This is a genomic window from Leptospira ainazelensis, assembly GCF_016918785.1.
Lineage (GTDB): Bacteria > Spirochaetota > Leptospiria > Leptospirales > Leptospiraceae > Leptospira > Leptospira ainazelensis.
Genome location: NZ_JAFFPT010000087.1, coordinates 16,556 through 34,608, shown reverse-complemented (window position 1 = coordinate 34,608; position 18,053 = coordinate 16,556). Strand labels below are relative to the sequence as shown.

The 18,053-nt window shown below is 38.1% G+C and carries 17 protein-coding genes; 8 read left to right on the top strand and 9 right to left on the bottom strand.

Annotated elements, in window-relative coordinates; genetic code table 11:
- The first annotated feature begins 491 nt into the window (after window positions 1–491).
- The 8 genes from JWG44_RS21895 to JWG44_RS22410 all read left to right on the top strand — a co-directional run bounded on the left by JWG44_RS21895 (window position 492) and on the right by JWG44_RS22410 (window position 5,833).
- Window positions 492–1,202, top strand: coding sequence for a hypothetical protein (locus JWG44_RS21895; protein ID WP_205277151.1), 711 nt, complete (start codon window positions 492–494; stop codon window positions 1,200–1,202).
- 163 nt (window positions 1,203–1,365) lie between these two features.
- Window positions 1,366–1,551 (top strand): hypothetical protein, encoded by a 186-nt coding sequence (locus JWG44_RS21890; protein ID WP_205277150.1) that lies wholly within the window; start codon window positions 1,366–1,368, stop codon window positions 1,549–1,551.
- A 358-nt stretch (window positions 1,552–1,909) separates the two neighbouring features.
- On the top strand, window positions 1,910–3,136 hold the full coding sequence (locus JWG44_RS21885; RefSeq protein ID WP_205277149.1) for an SIR2 family protein: 1,227 nt from the start codon (window positions 1,910–1,912) through the stop codon (window positions 3,134–3,136).
- Between the two features lie 164 nt (window positions 3,137–3,300).
- Window positions 3,301–3,654 (top strand): hypothetical protein, encoded by a 354-nt coding sequence (locus tag JWG44_RS21880; protein WP_205277148.1) that lies wholly within the window; start codon window positions 3,301–3,303, stop codon window positions 3,652–3,654.
- Window positions 3,651–4,277 (top strand): hypothetical protein, encoded by a 627-nt coding sequence (locus JWG44_RS21875; protein WP_205277147.1) that lies wholly within the window; start codon window positions 3,651–3,653, stop codon window positions 4,275–4,277. The genes JWG44_RS21880 and JWG44_RS21875 overlap by 4 nt, the downstream gene beginning before the upstream one ends.
- A gap of 271 nt (window positions 4,278–4,548) precedes the next feature.
- On the top strand, window positions 4,549–4,887 hold the full coding sequence (locus tag JWG44_RS21870; protein ID WP_205277146.1) for an ArsR family transcriptional regulator: 339 nt from the start codon (window positions 4,549–4,551) through the stop codon (window positions 4,885–4,887).
- Window positions 4,880–5,431, top strand: coding sequence for a hypothetical protein (locus tag JWG44_RS21865; protein WP_205277145.1), 552 nt, complete (start codon window positions 4,880–4,882; stop codon window positions 5,429–5,431). Before JWG44_RS21870 ends, JWG44_RS21865 begins: the two co-directional genes overlap by 8 nt.
- Window positions 5,432–5,650: 219 nt before the next feature.
- The gene (locus JWG44_RS22410) at window positions 5,651–5,833 is read left to right on the top strand and encodes a helix-turn-helix transcriptional regulator (protein WP_232371799.1); all 183 of its coding nucleotides are present in this window, start codon (window positions 5,651–5,653) and stop codon (window positions 5,831–5,833) included.
- Window positions 5,834–5,925: 92 nt separating this feature from the next.
- On the opposite strand, the gene JWG44_RS21855 is transcribed toward JWG44_RS22410, so the two are convergent.
- From JWG44_RS21855 to JWG44_RS21815, 9 genes are all read right to left on the bottom strand, one after another.
- Window positions 5,926–7,680, bottom strand: coding sequence for a hypothetical protein (locus JWG44_RS21855; protein WP_205277144.1), 1,755 nt, complete (start codon window positions 7,678–7,680; stop codon window positions 5,926–5,928).
- Window positions 7,681–7,800: 120 nt separating this feature from the next.
- Window positions 7,801–8,016 carry a hypothetical protein gene (locus tag JWG44_RS22405; protein ID WP_232371798.1) on the bottom strand — a complete coding sequence of 72 codons (216 nt, stop codon included), beginning with the start codon at window positions 8,014–8,016 and terminating at the stop codon, window positions 7,801–7,803.
- Between the two features lie 146 nt (window positions 8,017–8,162).
- Entirely contained in the window at window positions 8,163–8,381 is a 219-nt protein-coding gene (locus JWG44_RS21845) for a hypothetical protein (protein ID WP_205277143.1), read from the bottom strand.
- A 62-nt stretch (window positions 8,382–8,443) separates the two neighbouring features.
- Window positions 8,444–10,591 (bottom strand): Kelch repeat-containing protein, encoded by a 2,148-nt coding sequence (locus tag JWG44_RS21840; protein ID WP_205277142.1) that lies wholly within the window; start codon window positions 10,589–10,591, stop codon window positions 8,444–8,446.
- Between the two features lie 6 nt (window positions 10,592–10,597).
- Complete coding sequence (locus JWG44_RS21835; protein WP_205277141.1) at window positions 10,598–10,909, bottom strand: hypothetical protein; 312 nt, start codon at window positions 10,907–10,909, stop codon at window positions 10,598–10,600.
- Window positions 10,906–11,802 carry a hypothetical protein gene (locus JWG44_RS21830; protein ID WP_205277140.1) on the bottom strand — a complete coding sequence of 299 codons (897 nt, stop codon included), beginning with the start codon at window positions 11,800–11,802 and terminating at the stop codon, window positions 10,906–10,908. Before JWG44_RS21830 ends, JWG44_RS21835 begins: the two co-directional genes overlap by 4 nt.
- Window positions 11,802–13,751 carry a hypothetical protein gene (locus tag JWG44_RS21825; protein ID WP_205277139.1) on the bottom strand — a complete coding sequence of 650 codons (1,950 nt, stop codon included), beginning with the start codon at window positions 13,749–13,751 and terminating at the stop codon, window positions 11,802–11,804. Before JWG44_RS21825 ends, JWG44_RS21830 begins: the two co-directional genes overlap by 1 nt.
- Window positions 13,752–13,754: 3 nt before the next feature.
- Window positions 13,755–14,594 carry a phage tail protein gene (locus JWG44_RS21820; RefSeq protein ID WP_205277185.1) on the bottom strand — a complete coding sequence of 280 codons (840 nt, stop codon included), beginning with the start codon at window positions 14,592–14,594 and terminating at the stop codon, window positions 13,755–13,757.
- Between the two features lies 1 nt (window position 14,595).
- The gene (locus tag JWG44_RS21815; RefSeq protein ID WP_232371797.1) at window positions 14,596–17,916 is read right to left on the bottom strand and encodes a primosomal protein; all 3,321 of its coding nucleotides are present in this window, start codon (window positions 17,914–17,916) and stop codon (window positions 14,596–14,598) included.
- Window positions 17,917–18,053 lie beyond the last annotated feature (137 nt).

The window sequence follows — 18,053 nt, the reverse complement described above, 5'->3', positions numbered from 1 at the left end:
AAAAAAGTCCCGAAGTTCGAAGAGATAAAACTGTTATATGAAACAAATTATGACGAACTTAACAGATCGCGCGATTGGCCCTTAAAGGTGAACGTATATATATCCATAGTCTACGCCGGACTAATTACCGCCATTGGACAAAATTGGTTTACATTCACGCAATCTCCTTATTGCCCAAAGATTATTATTACGCTTCTTGCGTTGATTACATCAGGTCTCACCGGCTACGTCATGTATCGTCAGAATAAACAATACGAAATTTATAGGGTAGTTCAAAGAAAATTGCAAAATTTATTAGAAATACATAATTGGAAGATTTGCGATAAGCCTATATTTGATTATGTTTGGACTGATTTTGCGAGAAAGCCAAAGCGCGTAAGTTATGGCTGGCTTTATTATTTTTACTTAGTTCTCATATTGACAATATTGGTATTATTAATTACTTGGGCAAAATAAGAAGTTCAAGGCCGGCGTTTGGATAAATATAATTTATGCTGATTTTAGATAATCCTAATACTTACTCAAAAGAAATTCTGGATCAGCTTAAAGCGACGGATGTGATGGAACTCCTAAAGAACAGGACGTCAATAGAGCAGATCCAAAGAAAAAAGCCGATTATTGAGCTTTTTGAAGAAATCGAAAGTTATGCGCGTAAGAATGGGGTAGTCGGTTTTCATTGTACAAAAGAAATACCGAGCAAGCCGTACATAAAAAATGGCCTAAGAATTTTAAATATGCAGAGCCATCATTTAGAGTTTATTGAAAATATATCACAAGAATTGAAAAACACGGATGAGGAAATATACAACATAAAAAATAAATTAACTGATTTTCGTAATCAGGATACTGGACGGAGAGACGGGTTGATATGGTTTTGTTTAAATCGAAATTTAGTAAATAGTAGAGGGACGGAAGGTTTTTTTGAATACTATGGAGGGGAAGCGATAAATTTCTGGTATCGGAAAGATCCAATTATTGGCCCACTCTGTAAAAAGATAGGAAATCCAGTTATTGTTGAAGCCATAATTGAATATTCACGACTTACACTCTATCTTGAGTATGGTTTAGGGAAATGCCTAATTAGTTGCTATGCGAATTCTATAAATAATAATTTTATAATAACAGATCTCCAAGGGCACTCTAAATCAAATATATCCAGTATGAATATCAGAAAAGTTCATCCTAGAGAAAGTTTCCTTTAAATAATCAAGGATATTACAAAATCGATGAATGTTTTAAGAACCAGAAATTGAGATAGCGGCCTCTATATGTTTTCTGTTTGCCGCTTTCGAGAAAAGAAAAATAAGGATCAAAAATAATTCTGGAAAAGTTGACAAAGATTCGATTGAAATTCAAAATAACGGTATGGCACTCACTGAAGAAGAACTCACATATTCAAAAAAGAAAATCGAAGAGTTGCAGAAGATAATCAGCGACCTGAAAAATTTGCGCGAGGAAGTCCCGGCTCCAGTGTCAAGCAAATTGAACGACGGCTTAGGCCACTTAGAGAGCGGGCTTCATCGATTTTTGGATCTCACGTATGCTCAATAGTGGCTGATAGCGTTTCTTAATCACTTCCGTATATTTCAAAGCCTTGCATTGACTTTAGGATCAAAGTTGGAAATAATTTATTGAGTGGATTTGAAGGTCGTGAAAGTAGAGTGACAGAATTACATATTATCGGAAGTAGGAAAATGGTTTTAAGTTTACGATCTAAAGAGTGGTTTGATTGCTCATTGAAGTTGAAGAACAAATCATAATAATTTGTCGATTTTGCACTTGATTTGAAATTCGCTTTGCTTAATTTATGTTAGAATATGATGATAATCGCATGTCTCATACTATAATATTTAATTTCATAATCAGAAAGCAGTTAGAAGATCATTTTTATTGAATAAATTATATGGCTATGAAAAAAAAATTACTGATTGTCGTTGGAGCTGGAGCATCCATTGAATTTGGAATGCCTTCAGTGTCAGCGGTGGATACACTATTTGAAAAGTGGGCTTTAGGTAAGTTTGCATTGGACAATCAAGTAGATAGCCTATATTCATTTCTCAAAGAAAGGCTATCAGAATATTATAAAAATCAAAATAATAACAATTATGTTAATTTTGAAGAGTTGCTTTATGTTATTTTTTCTTTGTCATCTCATTTGAATCCTTTGTCGAATAATTCGTTGAAAGCCTTTTTAAATCCGATTAATTTTCCGAAAGTTAACCGGTATAATAAATATATAGCCCCGGATCAATCGACTTTTAGGGATCTATACGTTAGTCTAATCGACGAACTATTAAATCATTTTCGAGAGCAATGTATTGATCTAAATAACAATAAGCAACCCGAACTTTCATTATTAAAAAAATTTATCGAAAAGTTAAAAGATCAGTTTGAAATTGCAATTATCTCTTTGAATTACGATAATATATTCTTACAAGCAGATCCATCGCTCGATGTTGGATTTAATAAATATTCAGGTGCGTTCGATAAAGATTATTTTATCGATTCTGGGAAGTGGAATTATTTAATTCAACTTCATGGATCCGTTCATTTTGATATGAAAATGAATGAAGGAAGCATGCACTCGATAAGTTGGGAAAATAATTTAAAAGCTTCTTTTTCACAAAACGCTTCGGGTCGAAATGAAATAAAAACTTCAGAAGGGATTAGTCTTCCGACTTCATCGATAATCTCCGGATATTTCAAATTGAATCAAATGCTTCGAGACCCTTTTTTTACGTATTATAATAAATCATTTAATTTTCCGAGGATGGCGGATTCGATATTGTTTATCGGTTACGGTTTTAATGATCATCATTTAAACTTTTCTATAAGTAGGCTTGATCCAAACGTAAATCAAAAAATCGTTTTGATAGATTTTAGTAGCAAAAATCAAAATTCGATGCATTTTAGAAACGACTCTTGGGCGGGAGGAGTTTGTAGCTGTCTGAAATTAAATGGCCATAATTTTAGTTTCGATAATTATAATCATCCCGCTGATATTCAAGAATTAAAAAAGGAGAATAAATTTGAAATCTACAAAAATGATTCAAACCCAAGACACGTTTCTATCTGGCATAATGGATTTTTATCGGCACTACAAAACGGAGATAAGATCTTATCCCAATTAACTTAATAGGGCTACTATTTGTATAACTTTGTAAAGTTTCGCGAACGCGGAGCATAGCAAAACGTTAATAATAAGTAGTCATAATAATTCTCATTCTATCAACGAACCTGAATTTTGCATTTCAGGTTCGTAAATTGGAGAGCCTCTTTTTTATGAGATAAAACGACATTATGATTAAAATAGAAACAAACAATTTAAAAATATTTCAAGAGAGATATCCATATCTTTATCAGGACTCAAAAAATGGAATATCAGGTTATGAATTAATAGAAGATAATATTGTATTCGGAAACGATGAAATTCTCATAGTAGGTATTTACTTTATAGTCGAATCGCTTAAATCAGGAATAACATACGATATTATTAAAGAAATTGTCTTGAGTCTAACAAAAAAGGGCAAAAGGGAGAATACCAAGATAAGTTATTATAAAAAGGATAAAAATAATAATGTGAAAAAGCTTTCTATTGAAAATATTTCAAAAGGGAAAATAAAAATCGACGGAATCGAAATTGAAATAGAATGAATTATCCAAAGTATCGGTCGTTCCTTTGGTGGATATATGCGCTTTTTTCTTACGTAAGTAGTAATTTTTGGATTTATATCGGTAATAAATTTATAAAAAGAAAAAATAAAGAATTCATAGCGAAACAATACGAATACTCTTACGAAAATCAAGATTTTATCTTCAAAAAACTAATTAAGAAATATAAAGAATTCTATTGGATTGAAAAATATCTGGAACATGGTTATGCACCTATGGCTAGCGAATTTGGCATGGTCAGTTTTCATTTCTCTACCGGATGTATTTCATACTGGTCTTATGAATTTACGATAGAAGACTGCAAAAGAATAATTCGATTTGGAATACCGTTTCGAACTTCGATAAGGCTTCGGAACGGTAGCGGCCATAGCATAGTTATTTTTGATTATAACGATAAATTAAATTTATTTTATGCACACGATTCTTTAGGTGATTATTTTTCTAATTATAAAATATGGTATGGAGCAAATGTTGAATTTAAATTTGAAGCGTTCTTAGATTTGGTGATTGGAAATCCAATTAGTGTGTATTTGTTTTTCCCAAACAAAACGGCTTATCACCAGTTTATAAAAGAATTTAATAATAAATTTTATTCATATCCGTAATTGGCCTCATACCTCTATTATACTGTGTTACCGATGTGCCAGAACATACAAATGAGACATAATTCGGATGCGACAGAATTTACATTATCGGAAGTTAAGCAAATTTTTGTAAAGTATAATTAATTTGTGTAATATTCCTCCAGACCCCCTATTGCTGATCTGGATTCCGTGTAATATGGAGAATCAAACCGCTTTCTGTATTGACTAAAAATTGGTCTATATAGACTAAAATATAGTTGATAAGGAAAAGAGAATATATGATGCTTTAAGAATGATCCTCGACGGAATTTTTGGAAATAGGACAGCCTCAAGAGTTTTATTGCATCTCTATCATTATAATGAAATTCACTCATCAGCGATCGCTGCTGATTACGGATCGGCAGTTACGCCAATTAGACTCCAACTTGAGCGATTTGAGAAAACTGGAATTATCGTCGCAAGGAACGTTGGTAAATCTAGAGTTTTTGCATTCAATCCAAAATCCCCTTTCGTCAAACCGATTAAGGATATCCTGGCTATTTTCTATAATTCTTTATCTATCGAAGAAAAAGAATTAATTTTTGTAACAAGGAGAAGGCCGAGACAAAAAGGAAAACCTGTTTATGGATGAACCGGATTGGGCTAACGTAGATGAAGAAGAACTTTGGAAATTTGTGGGATGGCATTTAGCTAACAAAGGTATTCAGTCTGTTCTGGTAGGTGGTGCAGTTGTCGCGATTTATTCAAGAGGTGCATATCGTTCAGGAGATATAGACTTAGTTGAACCGCTTATATCCAAAGCGTCAGAAATAAAATCAGTAATGGAAGAATTAGGGTTTTATAAAATAACTCGTCATTATGTTCACCCAAAATGCAATCACCTTTTTATTGAATTTCTTTCCGCCCCTGTTTCAATTGGTGACGATTATAAGATCATCCCAGATGAAAAAGAAATTGAAGGTAAAATTTTAAAAATATTTTCACCAACTGATTGTATAAAGGACAGGCTCTCTTCTTACATACATTTCAATGCACGAGAATGTCTCGATCAGGCTCTTTTAGTAGCAAGGAGCCAACGTTTTGAGATGAGAATGGTCAAAGAATGGTGTCTTAATGAAGGTGCTTTGGGAAAGGACGCATTTGAAGAGTTCGAAACGTTATTAAGAATGACTTAGATAATGGGTTTCATCATTAATTGAGGTATATTATGCCGGCAGTCGTGAAAACTCCCCATACTGAACTACAATTAAAGGAGAAATTCTTCTACCCTTCTGAAAGCTCTCAAAAAGGAATTTGGTAAGAAACTTCGTATTGAAAAGTCTGAAGAATCAATTCCCTGGAAAGATACGGAATTTTTCAAAGAGAATAAAGAGTTCCTTAAACCAGCATCAAGAATGAAATATTATAGAAAAAAGGCTGGATTTAGTCTTTCGGAACTTGGGGTAAGATTAGGTGGTATCCCGAGACAAAATCTTACGGCTATAGAATTAGGCAAAAGGCCAATTCCAAAAGAATTGGCTAAACAACTTTCACGAATCTTTAAAAAGCCAGCTGAAATTTTTCTTTTTATAGAATGAGTTAATTTACAAAAGTATAAACTAAGATTTATTGCTAAAAAAGACGATTATGACATCGAATGAATATATCGTTATCCAGGAGAAATAAGAATCTATATTATTTCATTTTTAAAGCTCTTGTAAAGATTCATTATTGGCCAGCGATCAAATTCGATTCTTTCCGCTTCCGTTAATTTCATATACAGTGAATCAGATTCATAAATATTTTTTAGAAGAATATTTGCACACAAACACGTTGGGATCTGATCTTTAAAAGCTTCTTTTACTTTAATTACCTCTTCCGCTTCTTCCGCACTCAAGTTACGAGTGCGGAAAATTATTTGGTATTTATTGATTATGAAGGGGGTGCCATAGCTATCATCTTCGGCGTTTTCTATTATTATCTGATTGAGCCGATCGGCGAAAGATAAAATGCGTGCATCTTTTGATGTGTCGAAATATAGAATGCAAGACAGCATTAGAAAAGTATATTCTAATCTCAATTTTTCATCGTATTTTTCTTCGATGTCTGAGATTGCAACATCGCAATGATTCAAGATTATAGGAATTAATTCTTGTCTATCTAAGATCAAATATTTACTACATTCAACCCTTGAATTCGATCCACGCGGAGAACACATATACTGTTCACCAAGGCCGATCTCGTCCGTAAAATTATATACGGCATAATCGCCATCAACCATTGGTAAAAATATTAAAATCAAAACTTTAGAGGAAATTTTATAAACTTTATTAAATCCCTTTTCGCAATTATCAATCTGGACTTTCATCCTTTGATTAACGATATATATAATTTCCTCTATTTCTTGGTAGCTATTCTCAAGGTCTTGAATAATAATCCCGGTCGTATCAAGATTTAAGTAGGAAAAAGCGTTATAAGTGTCTTCATATAGAATAACTTGATCTAAAATCGTTTCCGAAGCTTTATAAGATTCGAATGTAAAAGGAAGATTACCTAATACGAAAGAATTCGAATTTTCTAAATCACGTAGAAAACGCAAAGCATTCAGCGTTTCAACAAAATCACTATCCGGTTTCCATGAAAAATGTATCTTAATATTCTTTGCATCGAACTCAATAAAGAGTCTTTTATTTAAACGAATTGTACGGATTCCGTTATTTTTTTCTCCAAGGAATGCGTTATGGAAATAGACTATTTCGTTAATTTTTATCTCTACTTCCTTATCAACTCCGATTTCTGATAGAGTAGCTTCAACGGGAACTGTAATATCTGTGTCCTTCAATTTAAAATATAAATAACTATCGTCTGACAGGGCAGATTTATAAATATTATCCTTTTTTAAAAATTTAGTAAAAAGCGTTCCTTGTGTTAAATCAACTTTATCGATAGTAATATGATTATTTTGATTTCTTTGTAGCGGTTGATGTTCGAGAAAAAATATACATTCATTAATAAAATCTTCTATGTTACTATATTCTTTTAATCTTATTCTGATTGTTTTACTTTTTCTTTTTGTGCTTAATAAATAATTCTTAATCGTTAGAGGGAGCAAAATCTTGCCGAAGAATTTAACCGAAGAATCATCGAATATGGGTCTTATAAAAATTATTCCACCATCATTGAGATAATTGATAGCATCTAATTTATCCAAAGAATATGATTCTTTTAATGGAGGTCTATCTTCCTTTGATTTTATCTGTATCGGGATTCTTCCAAGTAAAAATTCTTTTTTGTCATTATGATCTGGACGATTATATACTAATATGCCTCCGTCCCAAGACGGAGATTTATCATTTTCATTTGCATCAGGGATTAAAATTTTACTTTTTAAGATAAACGATTTAAAACGGGCAATGCCATCCATTTCTATTCTTGATTTACTCATACAATATTAGTCTCTTCTGTTATTCTAAATTCCAAGTTGATATGAAAAAATCAAGAATAAAGAATATTCCTTGTCGAGTATATATTTTTTCGAGCAATTTAATTGGATATAATTTAGAGTCTAATCCAAAACATAAAGAAAAATTCCCACAAATAACGAAATCGCTCCGCCGACCAAAAACGCAGTTATCCAGTTCTTTATACTCCTCCCGAATTCAGCGTCGGATTTCCTGTCTTCTGCTACTTTTTTCCAATAATCGGCGACATCTTTCATTTTGAGATAGGCGTATAACGCCAATTTTCTGCCAGCTTCGTTCTCCAGACAGATTTGCTCCATCTCACCCGGATCCGTAGTTTTCTTTCTTTAAGAAAGGTTGTCTTTAAAATTTTGGGACTCCGCTTTGTAATCGATTATTGGTTCTTGCAGAGAAGCGAAAGAAAACGAAAAGAAAATGAGTAAAATAGAATAACCTAAAACTTTCTTCACTCCTTGTCCTCCGGAAATCCTTCCCTCTTCCCCATAAATCCAATCGCAGCAATACCGGCGGCAATCGCGATTGAAGCTTGCGACCAGTCTGCTTTTTCAAAGAATACACTGACTACAGCTCCAATTACGATTAGAATCCCGAGAATCGTCGTTATGATCCCTTTCGTCGCGTTATCAAGTAAGTATTTCCAAAAAGACTTTGCGTTCGATCCCATAATCAAATTCCTCCTTTTCGTAAGGTTAAAATTGAAAGCATTCTTCCCCACGTTTTGTTTTCCTAAAATTTATTAAAATACGGTGAAAGTAAAATTGGTAAGCTAAAGTTCATGGAAGCGTTTCTCGTAGAGGCGATTCCCATCGCCGTCGTTGAGTTATGAGGAATACAAAAGACCCTTGCATCGGGTAACAAAATTCCACCAGCAAAGGATCCAAATCCAGGATAACTTCCTCCCGGAGTGATTACTGTATTTGTAACTGGATCAAAAATTCTTGAAGTTGTGGATTGAAATGGAACACAAAAAATTCGCCCATCCGGCAAAAAGACTCCACCCACAAACGCATTGCCGCCGGGATACGATCCTCCTGGAGTTGAAACGGAATCCGAAACTGGATCATAAATTCTTGCCGACGTTGAATTGTTAGGAACGCAGAATACACGACCATCAGAAAGTAAAACCCCGCCAGAAAATGCACCAGAGCCGGGATAGTTTCCATTTGGAGTTGAAACCGTATTTAAAACCGGATCATAAATTCGAGCGGTGGTTGAAGAATCCGGAACACAAAAAACGCGGCCGTCCAAAAGTAAAACTCCTCCCGTAAACGCATTTATTGTCGGATATGTTCCATTAGGAATTGAAACTGAATTTGTTACTGGATCATAGATACGAGCTGAAGAAGTGTTTCTTGGAATACAAAAAACCCGGCCGTCTTGCAATAAAACCCCACCTGCAAACGCCGCAGATCCGGGATAGGTGCCATTGGGAATTGATACTGAATTTGTTATCGGATCATAAATTCTGGCAGTAGTTGAGTAATTAGGAACGCAAAAAACTCGACCATCCGAAAGCAGCACTCCTCCCGCAAATGCAGGTCCACCATCGGGTGGAACTTCTCCTGGATAGGATCCGTTTGGAATGATTACAGTGTTTGTAATCGGATCATAGATTCGAGCTGAAGTGGAAAGATAAGGAACACAAAAAATTCTTCCATCCGGTAGTAAGATTCCTCCGAAAAAGCCATTGCCTGCCGGGAATACTCCACTGAATGAAATTTTCCAAACAAGATCTGGCTCTGCGGCTGAAATTACTTTTTGAAGATTTGGTAATAACTTTCCAGTCCAGTTCCCGGCAAACTTCGGAACTTTTACGTTCAAATTTGAGACGATCGAGTCTATTTGATTTTTTGTATAATACAGTGAGTTGTGCTCATGAATCGCTTGAGAAGCGCCTACATCCGAATAATCAAGAACAACATCTCCGATTTTTGAGTTTACACTTGTGACCGGCACGTCTGCATACGGAGGAAGATAAATCTCTGGTATTTTCCCGGCAACAAGAGACGGGATCAAATTTCCAATTTCTGAAATCGAAATCTTTCCATTTATTAAATTGATAATCGTTGTCGCAAAATTTGGATCATCTCCGAGTGCTTCTGCTAGTTCATTGAGTGTATCGAGCGTACTAGGTGCTCCGTCTATTAAATCCGAAATTGCTTGCTCGATTTTAGAATTAATTTCAGAAACCACCCAATCTCTACGAGTCGCATGTTCCGGATTTGTCGGTGAATCAAGCAAAGAAAGGGTTTTTACATCTGTTACGTTATCATTGGAATCAATTTCAATTCCTGATTCTGTTATCTCAAGATCGACGGATCCGGACTTGATTAATTTTCCTCCTGTGTGTGGGTTTAACCGATAAATTTTATTCTGATCGAGCCACTGAAGACATTTTTCTAAAACGAGATTACCAATTCCTCCGAGTTTTTCTAACCAGTAATCAGAAAATACTCCGATCATCCAAGAACCGCGTCCCATTCCGGTTCCAGCGAGTCTTGTTTCTAAGTCATTGATAACAATCGGATCAACCGATTCATTGTTTCGGGAAATAGTTCCGATGAGCGTAAAAGTTCCCCAGTAAGGATATTCAAAATTTCCCTGCCGGTTTACGAGTAAATCCCATTCATAAACAGACGCCTTTAAACCCCTTGTAACGCCGGGAGGGATTCTAATTACAATTTCTTCATGTTCCCAATCAGCTCCTATGTCGGAAGCAAGAGGTTCGATTGAAATTAAAATTTTGGGAGAGGAGGAATTCTCTTTTACTTGAAAGAGAATTTGGGCGGGAGGTGAGAATATATTTTTAATTCCCCGGAGGTGAATTACTACAGTCTCATTTTGTCTTACTTCTAAAGGTAAATTGACTCTCAAAATACGCTATTCGACTTTGAGTATTCCGCCATACTCAAAGATTGCGTTTTTTCCTTCCGGCCAGGTAGAGTCCGGTCTTTCGACTAAAATATCAAATTCGATTACTTCTTTTCTAAGATTTGAAGTATCCGTTTCACTCATACTCAGAATGTATCCGTCCGTTTGTACTGTAACTTCAAACTGTCCTCGTTTTAAAAAGTGACCGTCACTTTTGATTGTACCAAAGGAAGCGAAAACAGTCGCCTCTTCTACATTTGCCGAAGGAAAGAATTTTTGAAATGCCCTTCCTCTTTGGATCGTAATCGTTTGAAGAATCATGGAGCGAAATCACTTACCCACTGGATTAAAATCCAGCGCATGAGCGCGTTTGAGGGCGAAGACCATCTAAAATTGTACTGTCCAGCTCCTTGGTCATCTATGATTTGAAAGTTACTCGATGCGTCTCCGTAGGCGCCAACTCCTCCAATTTTGGTTCGAACATTGTACCAAAGAAGAATTCCTTTTTGTCCTGCATAAGACTCCAAACCTAAAGTCCCGGAGGAATTGTCGTTTGCGTAGTCGCGTTCTAAGAGAGAAAACTTTGTAAACTTCACTTTCGAATCGAGTGGGTTTAGTCTTGAATTGATCGTAGAATCTGCGTTTATTCGTTGTGTGGTTTCTGTCGTGAGCGCGTTTGCAAGAGAGCTTAACTGAGCAAAGTTAATACCATCGCCTGGGTTACTTCCGTTTGCGAGATTGATCGCTTTGTAAGAATTGAAATTGAGATTTCCCTCCATAGGAAGGGATCCGTCTCTGGAAAGTTTTGAATTGAGTGCTACGTATTGGATATAGAGATCGTTCTCGACGGTTTTACCTCCCCCGACTCCGTTATATGCGCTGATATATTGTGTTCCAAGATCGACTGTGTTTGGAACAACAATTTTCATAGTGGAAGGTGTAATATTGACTTGGGGTCCAATGGGTTCGGAAGTAACCCTCGATTGAAGATTTGCCGGGATCTTGTCTCCCAGAACACTTCCCTTGTACACTCGAATTGAACCGTCATCGACCGGCCTTTCGTTTAACCGGAAACCTCGTCGTCCGTCAAGTTCTGGAAATTCAATGACCTCGTGAACTTCTCCTAAGATTTCCTGAAATACAAACTTTCCCGTAATTTCATCGTATCTCCAGTTTATATCCTGTCTTCCCGAAAGAATGGGAGGAAGAGCCATTACCTGTTCCTTGCAATGTAGCGCAGCGTTTCAATTTGTGCGAGATACCCGGACAAATACTTTTCAAGAGTTTGTTTTCCGCCGAATGTGAGTTTGCAGTTTTTCTTTGTGGGAGGGTTATTGTATTCCACCTCAACAAGCGGGACCGTGTGAGTAATCGAAGTATCGGAGCGAACTTTTAACTCATCAAAATAGATTACGGAGTCAGGAACGTTCTTAAACTGAAAACCTACTTCTACGATTTGTTTGATCTTTAAAGAAGCAATGTTCCAAGGACAAGGGATCCATTTGGATTCTATTGAAATCGGAAAAGATTTTTCGTGTTTTGTTCCGGTCGAATCGATGATATAAAACTGAATCATTCCGTCGGGATTGGTATTGAAATCATCGATCGCCGAGGAATAGAGATAGAAGTGAATGTCGGTTAAACCATTTTTACGAACATTAAAGATTTTTGAATACGTGACTTCATCACAACCTGTAAAGATCATCTTGTGACACTTCGAGCCTGAAATCAGAGTGTCGTTTGAAAGGACTACGGAAAGTTTTGAATTGTCTGAAGAGCTCCAGCCTCCAAGGGAATCCAAGTCATCTAAAACTTCGTAATACGGTTTTGCAGGAAACGCTATTTTGTAGTCCCCGAATTCGTAGAACTTGTAGGGTGCGTTTTTGATCGTGATTAGAACCCTTGGTTCTTTGTGAAGTTCGAGTAGGTTTCGACAAATCAGGATCGCGATTTCCTTTGTAAACGATGCGGGGACTTCAATTCCTCCACCCGGCGGAGTCCTTCTTCCCCACTTTTTCTCGGAAGACTCGTTTAACTCAGAATAGAGTTTAACCGTTCCAGATCCTTCTTCACTTTTTGCAAAGATCTCGATATAGTTCCAAACCCAGTCTCGATCGATCTTTATATCTAGATCGTTGTAGTCCCAACCAACCGCAAACTTGTCGATGGGTTCTGACTTTTTCTTTTCGAGGAAATAAAATCCATCTGCATTGACTCCGCAGTACCAAAGACCGCCGAGCATATCGACAACTAGCTCGATGAATTTGAAGAGCGACATTCCTTCGAGATAGAGTTCTCCAAGAGTTGTAATTCCGGGAGTGGGTTGAATAAGGTTTGCAGAATAAAGAATCGGAACTCGTTGACCGTAGGTTTTAAAAACTTGATCTACGAGTTCGGAAACAAGGGTTAAAGGATCTCCCCACTCTTTTGGTAAAATTTCAATCGTTCCAAGGATGATATTTTGAAGAACTACAGACGGGTTGTGAATTCGAAGAGTGAGGGCACCCGTCACCTCCACTACTCGAAATTTACCTTCGTTGTCGGAGTCTTCGGTATCTCGAATATAGAGAACCTGATCCGGTTGGATATCAGCGGAGTAGAGGTTTTGCGGAAAGTTTACATTGGCTCCTAAGGTGAGAATAGCGTCTGTTTCGTCCGGACCACTGACTTCGATTTTGTGAATCGTCCACTTGTTAGAATTGGAGATCGTCTCTCCTTCTAACCGCTTAATCATTCCGTATGATTTGTAAGAGAATCCTTTTTTGGAAGTTGAGGTTTGATCGGGAGTATCATAGAGATACGCTTTCATAACGGATCGCGAATCGATTTTTAATTTGTAAGAAGCAAAATCCGGGAGCGGAACTTCCGGCATTTCTGCAAATATGAGTTCTCCTGAAAGTGGACCAAATTGGTTCACCACGTTTTTCATCGAAGAAATTTTCGGATACTGGATCCCTAAAGGAAATTGAGAAAGAATAGAACCTGCGACGGAAGAGAGTTGAACGTTTGCGTCTTCTCCATTCCCTCCCGAGTATTCTTGAAATATCGTCGCGTCTGTTGGTTCTCCTTTGCAGGAGGTTCCATATACGGATCCAAATCCTTCCGGAAGACCTGACTTTTCTCCGTGTCCGTAAACTGCTGAACTGTCTACAATGTATCCCAAGTATTATGATTCATATCGCGTCCTGTGTCTGATCCTAAGACTTACAGGTGCATTCACCGCCGAAGAATAGATCACTCGATTTTTACCCGGACGAAAGATTAAAAAACTTCCTCCGGTCCAAAGAAGATTGTTGTTCGAATATGTGATTGGTTTTGAAGTGTTTGGTCTTCCTCCGATCATGACTTCTCCGTTTACGGAGCTTATCGTCATATACTTGTTTAGTTCGTTTGCGTTGGAGAAGGAAAGACATTGGATTCTTTGGGTCGCAAATCCGTTTCCTTCTTCATCTTCGAGGTCTAAAGAAAAGTCCGGGTTTGAATTACTTTCTGCGATGAGTTCAAATATCGGATACCCGTCCATTGAATATTCAGAAGAAAGATAGATATCAAAATATCCGCCCGAAGCGAGATACAAAAAATCGGTATCTGATTCTTCAAAGTCTTCAAAGAGAACATCCATAAGAATCAGTTCTATGTTTGCTTCGGTAACGATTCTTTTTTCAGAACCTTTATCAAACTTTTCAGGAAGACTCGAAATTTCTATACTCGCGCGTCTTCCATTTTCAACATCGATCAGATAGATTGGTTTTTTTCCGGTGAGAAAGAAGTTTGCGAGTTTACTTCTAAAAAGATTGTATTCGAGGTCGGATTGGAATGTTTTCGAATAAGGGAGAGAGAGTTTACGTGTGGAGATCACGTTATCGGATTGATTTTTAGATCCCCACTGACTGTTTCTTGCGACTAAGGATTCAGGCACGTCGAATTTCGTTGGTGAAATTCTCCACAACTGATCTAAGGTTTCTGTTAGTGTTCTTCCATTCGAGTCTCGTAAGATAAACTTCAAACTACCCCACAACGCCTGCTTGCGTAAGGCGTTTGAGGAGTTCATCTAAAAGATAATCAAGTAAGGCTTCCTTGTCTATCTGCGTATAGTTTTGGGAATAATCCATCCATTCGATGTTGATGTTTGGAGAACCGGGATTCGATTTTGGAATCAGACTTTCTGAAATGTCTTTTCGAATGTCTTGCCAGCCGGTTTCGGGAACAACTACCTCGCGCGGTGTAAGCATTGCCGGCACAGAATCTTTTCCTGAAATTCCACCTTCGACAAGTCCACCGATCGAAAATCCCATCCAAGGAGGATATTGCTGTGACTGAGCGGCGGTTAACGCAAGTCCGCTAGCAGTTATTCCAGCTCCGGCAGCTAAAGCGCCAAGAACCGTTCCTTCAGCCACACCAATTGCGGGCATGGTGAGCATCGATGCGCCCAATGTTGGTGCTGCAAGTGCGGCACCGGCGGCCGTGTATCCCGCAACCGAAGAAGCAAAAGTAATCGCACCTTGCACAGCAGACTGAGCGATTCCAAACGCGGCCTGTGCAACTTGAGCTTGTTTATTTGCTTCGAAGGCGGTTCTACCCGCTTGCCATTCTATATACGAAGTTAAACGTTTTGCATTTTGTTTGTCGGTTTCCGCTTTTGCGGTTGCGGCGGCCTTATCAGCTTCAATTTTCTTTTGTTGTTCTGCAAGAGCCTTGGCCTTTTCTTCTTCCTCCTTTTTCTTTTTCTCGTCGGCTGCGTCCTGGTCCTTATTTGCTTTCTCAATATCACTTTGAGTTTTTTTGTCGTAGCGATCCTTTAAGTCTTGTTTGTCTTTTTGAAGTCGATCAAAGAGTTCTGCTTTTTTTTGATTAAAGAGTTCTTCATCTAAACTCTCTTGTTCTAGAGAGGTGATTTGTGAGCTGTATTTTTCTTCAAGTTTGAGTGCGTCTTCGTTGTAGAGGGCTTCGTTTTCTTCCCTGATCCTTTTTGCTTCTACGTCTCTTCTTTCTTGTTTTTTCTCTTCATAGGCAACCTCGGCGGCCTCCATTGCGTCCAAAGTTACTTGAAGTTTTGCAAGTTCTGAGTCCTTGGCGGCAAGAAAGGACTGCAAATTTGCATCGATGACTCGATCAAAGATTTGTCCGTAGTATTGAACCTGCTGGATTTGATTCTGAGTTTGTACTTGAACAAGTTGCGCCTGTGCCTGCAAAACTTGAGTTACTGGAGCGGTAAGAAAGGCAATTGCACCGGCGGCGGCTTTTCCCCAAGCTGTGACAGATTGTAAAAAACCTTGAGACTTGTTTGTTGCTACATTGATCTGTTGGGAAATGTCTAGTATTTGGGATTCGGTTTGAGTTAAAGGTCCGGTATTTTGTTCCCAATCGGATTTGAATTTCTGGATCTTTGCCGAGATCTGGTCAAAGGTTTTTGCGTCCTCTAACTGAGCGTGAAGCTTGATACCTTCTTTCGGAGTGAGCGCACCGGACCGAACCTTTCGATCGATCTCATCTCTTGCACCGGAAAGAAGAGAATCCAGTTCCTTTAAGTTCTCGGGTTTTAGTTTGAGTACAACGTCCGGGGAAATATTGTATTTTTTTGAAATTTCATTTACTACCCTCGATAGCTGTTCTTTGTTTTGAATCTTGTCGAGAGTAACTGACTTTCCATCGAGGGTGAGCGGAATCTTTGCTCCTTCTTTTTGCGAAAATTCGGTAAGTTGTTTTTTTAGATATTCAAAGGATTGCGATTCTAGTGAACCGATGAGTTTGACTGAAGTCGGATTTGCTTTCCAAAACTCTTCGATGATTCTTTTTTGTTCTGATAGGTCTTCTTTTAGTTTCCCCTTCCCTCCTCCACTGGTTGACACCGGCGAGGCTTTGGGTCCGGTCTCTTCTTTGTTAATTTCTGAAAACGCTTTTCTCCAACGATTGACCTCTTCACTTGAAACAAACTGTTTTCCTGTGAGCCAATTTCGTTTGAATATTTTCTCCGTTTCTTCTGCGCTAAATCCAAGATCGTTTAGTTTTTTTCGTAGCTTCTCTAACTTCTCTTCACCGACCGCGTATCCAAGAGAAGAAGCACTCGCAAGCTGGTTGATCGCCTGATTTGCGGCCTCCATATCTTCTTTGAATCTTTCTTTTAACCTCCTTCCCTTTTCTTCTGTATCTTTTTGTTCTCCTTCTCTTCTAAATCTTTCTACAATATCGATTGTAAAAACCATTGCTGTGATTCCAAGACCCAAAGGACCAAGAATCTTTGACCAGTTTGCAGCTCCAGCAACACCCGCGAGTTCGAGTCCTTTTGAGATCGTTAGAAGTGCTGTATAGAATGTAAGACCGGCGGTTGCGGCTACGATTACGGATTTGCTGATATTTCCAAATGAAAGTCCTAAGTGAGAGATTTGGTTTTCAGTCTTTTTTATCTGTTCATCGATTTTTTTCCACTCGTCACTTCCTTCCGGGACACGATCGAGTTTTTCTCGAAGTATGGTCAGATCTTTGTCTAATTCTTTTAGTTTTTCTCCGTTTGTAAAAAGACCGGAAAGAAAAGAAGCTCCGTCACTTCCCAAATTTAAGATCGGAAGAAGGGATTCTTGATAGAGTTTACCTAAAGAGACTTGTGTTTCATTTGCCGACTTGTCAAGACGTCCGAGCGCTCCAGCGTAACCTTGTGCTTGTTCGGCGGCTCTTCCTTGAAAGGCTTCCGTTTCGAGTAACGTTTCGTTTAAAAGAACCTGTCTTGCAGCCGCGCTTTTGGTTGCATCGCCTAGGTCGTCGAGTTTCATCCCATGCTTTTCAAGCATCTTGGAAATATTCGTCTGGATCCCCGTCGCATCGGAAAGAACCGAGTTACCGGCCTTGTATCCTTGCGATACGACTTCGATGGATTCCGCAAGTGTGTAGTTGGATTGTCGTAATACAGATCCAATGTCTGCGTTTGCTCGAATGAGTTTTGATGCCTCGACTACACTGTATCCCATCGAGGAGAAATTTCGCATCGCCGCCGTGATCGCTTCTTTGTTTATGTTCAGCTCTTTTGAAATAGAGCTAACGGCGGATACGGCTTCTGGTACTGCTTCTTTACCAAACTTGTATTGGATGACAGCAGAAAGACCGCTCATTGTGTTCTGAGCTTTTTGGGCTTCATCCATGAAGTTTTTTACTTCGGATGTTATAGCCCGCGTTGTGAATCCACTCGCAAGAGAGGCAAGACCGGCTCTTAGAGAAAGAGTTTGTCTGTTAAAATCCTCTCCGGAACGTCTTGCTTCATCGAGCTTCGAACGAACAGACTCTACTGCGGATTTGAGGCGGTTAAAAGAATCGCTTCCAATTTGGCCGCGATTCATTCCGTCTTGGAATTTTTTTAATCGATCTTCCAGACCATTGATTGTGTTTAAGGAGGCGCGATATACTTTCGGATCAATTGCGATCGCATTGTTAACCGCTTGCCCGACACCTTTGATCTGGGTTACAAAGGTTCGTC

Coding starts and splice junctions, on each gene's coding strand:
- JWG44_RS21895 (WP_205277151.1), top strand. CDS start 492: ATGCTGATTTTAGATAATCCTAATACTTACTCAAAAGAAATTCTGGAT.
- JWG44_RS21890 (WP_205277150.1), top strand. CDS start 1,366: ATGGCACTCACTGAAGAAGAACTCACATATTCAAAAAAGAAAATCGAA.
- JWG44_RS21885 (WP_205277149.1), top strand. CDS start 1,910: ATGAAAAAAAAATTACTGATTGTCGTTGGAGCTGGAGCATCCATTGAA.
- JWG44_RS21880 (WP_205277148.1), top strand. CDS start 3,301: ATGATTAAAATAGAAACAAACAATTTAAAAATATTTCAAGAGAGATAT.
- JWG44_RS21875 (WP_205277147.1), top strand. CDS start 3,651: ATGAATTATCCAAAGTATCGGTCGTTCCTTTGGTGGATATATGCGCTT.
- JWG44_RS21870 (WP_205277146.1), top strand. CDS start 4,549: ATGATCCTCGACGGAATTTTTGGAAATAGGACAGCCTCAAGAGTTTTA.
- JWG44_RS21865 (WP_205277145.1), top strand. CDS start 4,880: ATGGATGAACCGGATTGGGCTAACGTAGATGAAGAAGAACTTTGGAAA.
- JWG44_RS22410 (WP_232371799.1), top strand. CDS start 5,651: ATGAAATATTATAGAAAAAAGGCTGGATTTAGTCTTTCGGAACTTGGG.
- JWG44_RS21855 (WP_205277144.1), bottom strand. CDS start 7,680: ATGAGTAAATCAAGAATAGAAATGGATGGCATTGCCCGTTTTAAATCG.
- JWG44_RS22405 (WP_232371798.1), bottom strand. CDS start 8,016: ATGGAGCAAATCTGTCTGGAGAACGAAGCTGGCAGAAAATTGGCGTTA.
- JWG44_RS21845 (WP_205277143.1), bottom strand. CDS start 8,381: ATGGGATCGAACGCAAAGTCTTTTTGGAAATACTTACTTGATAACGCG.
- JWG44_RS21835 (WP_205277141.1), bottom strand. CDS start 10,909: ATGATTCTTCAAACGATTACGATCCAAAGAGGAAGGGCATTTCAAAAA.
- JWG44_RS21830 (WP_205277140.1), bottom strand. CDS start 11,802: ATGGCTCTTCCTCCCATTCTTTCGGGAAGACAGGATATAAACTGGAGA.
- JWG44_RS21815 (WP_232371797.1), bottom strand. CDS start 17,916: ATGAATCGCGGCCAAATTGGAAGCGATTCTTTTAACCGCCTCAAATCC.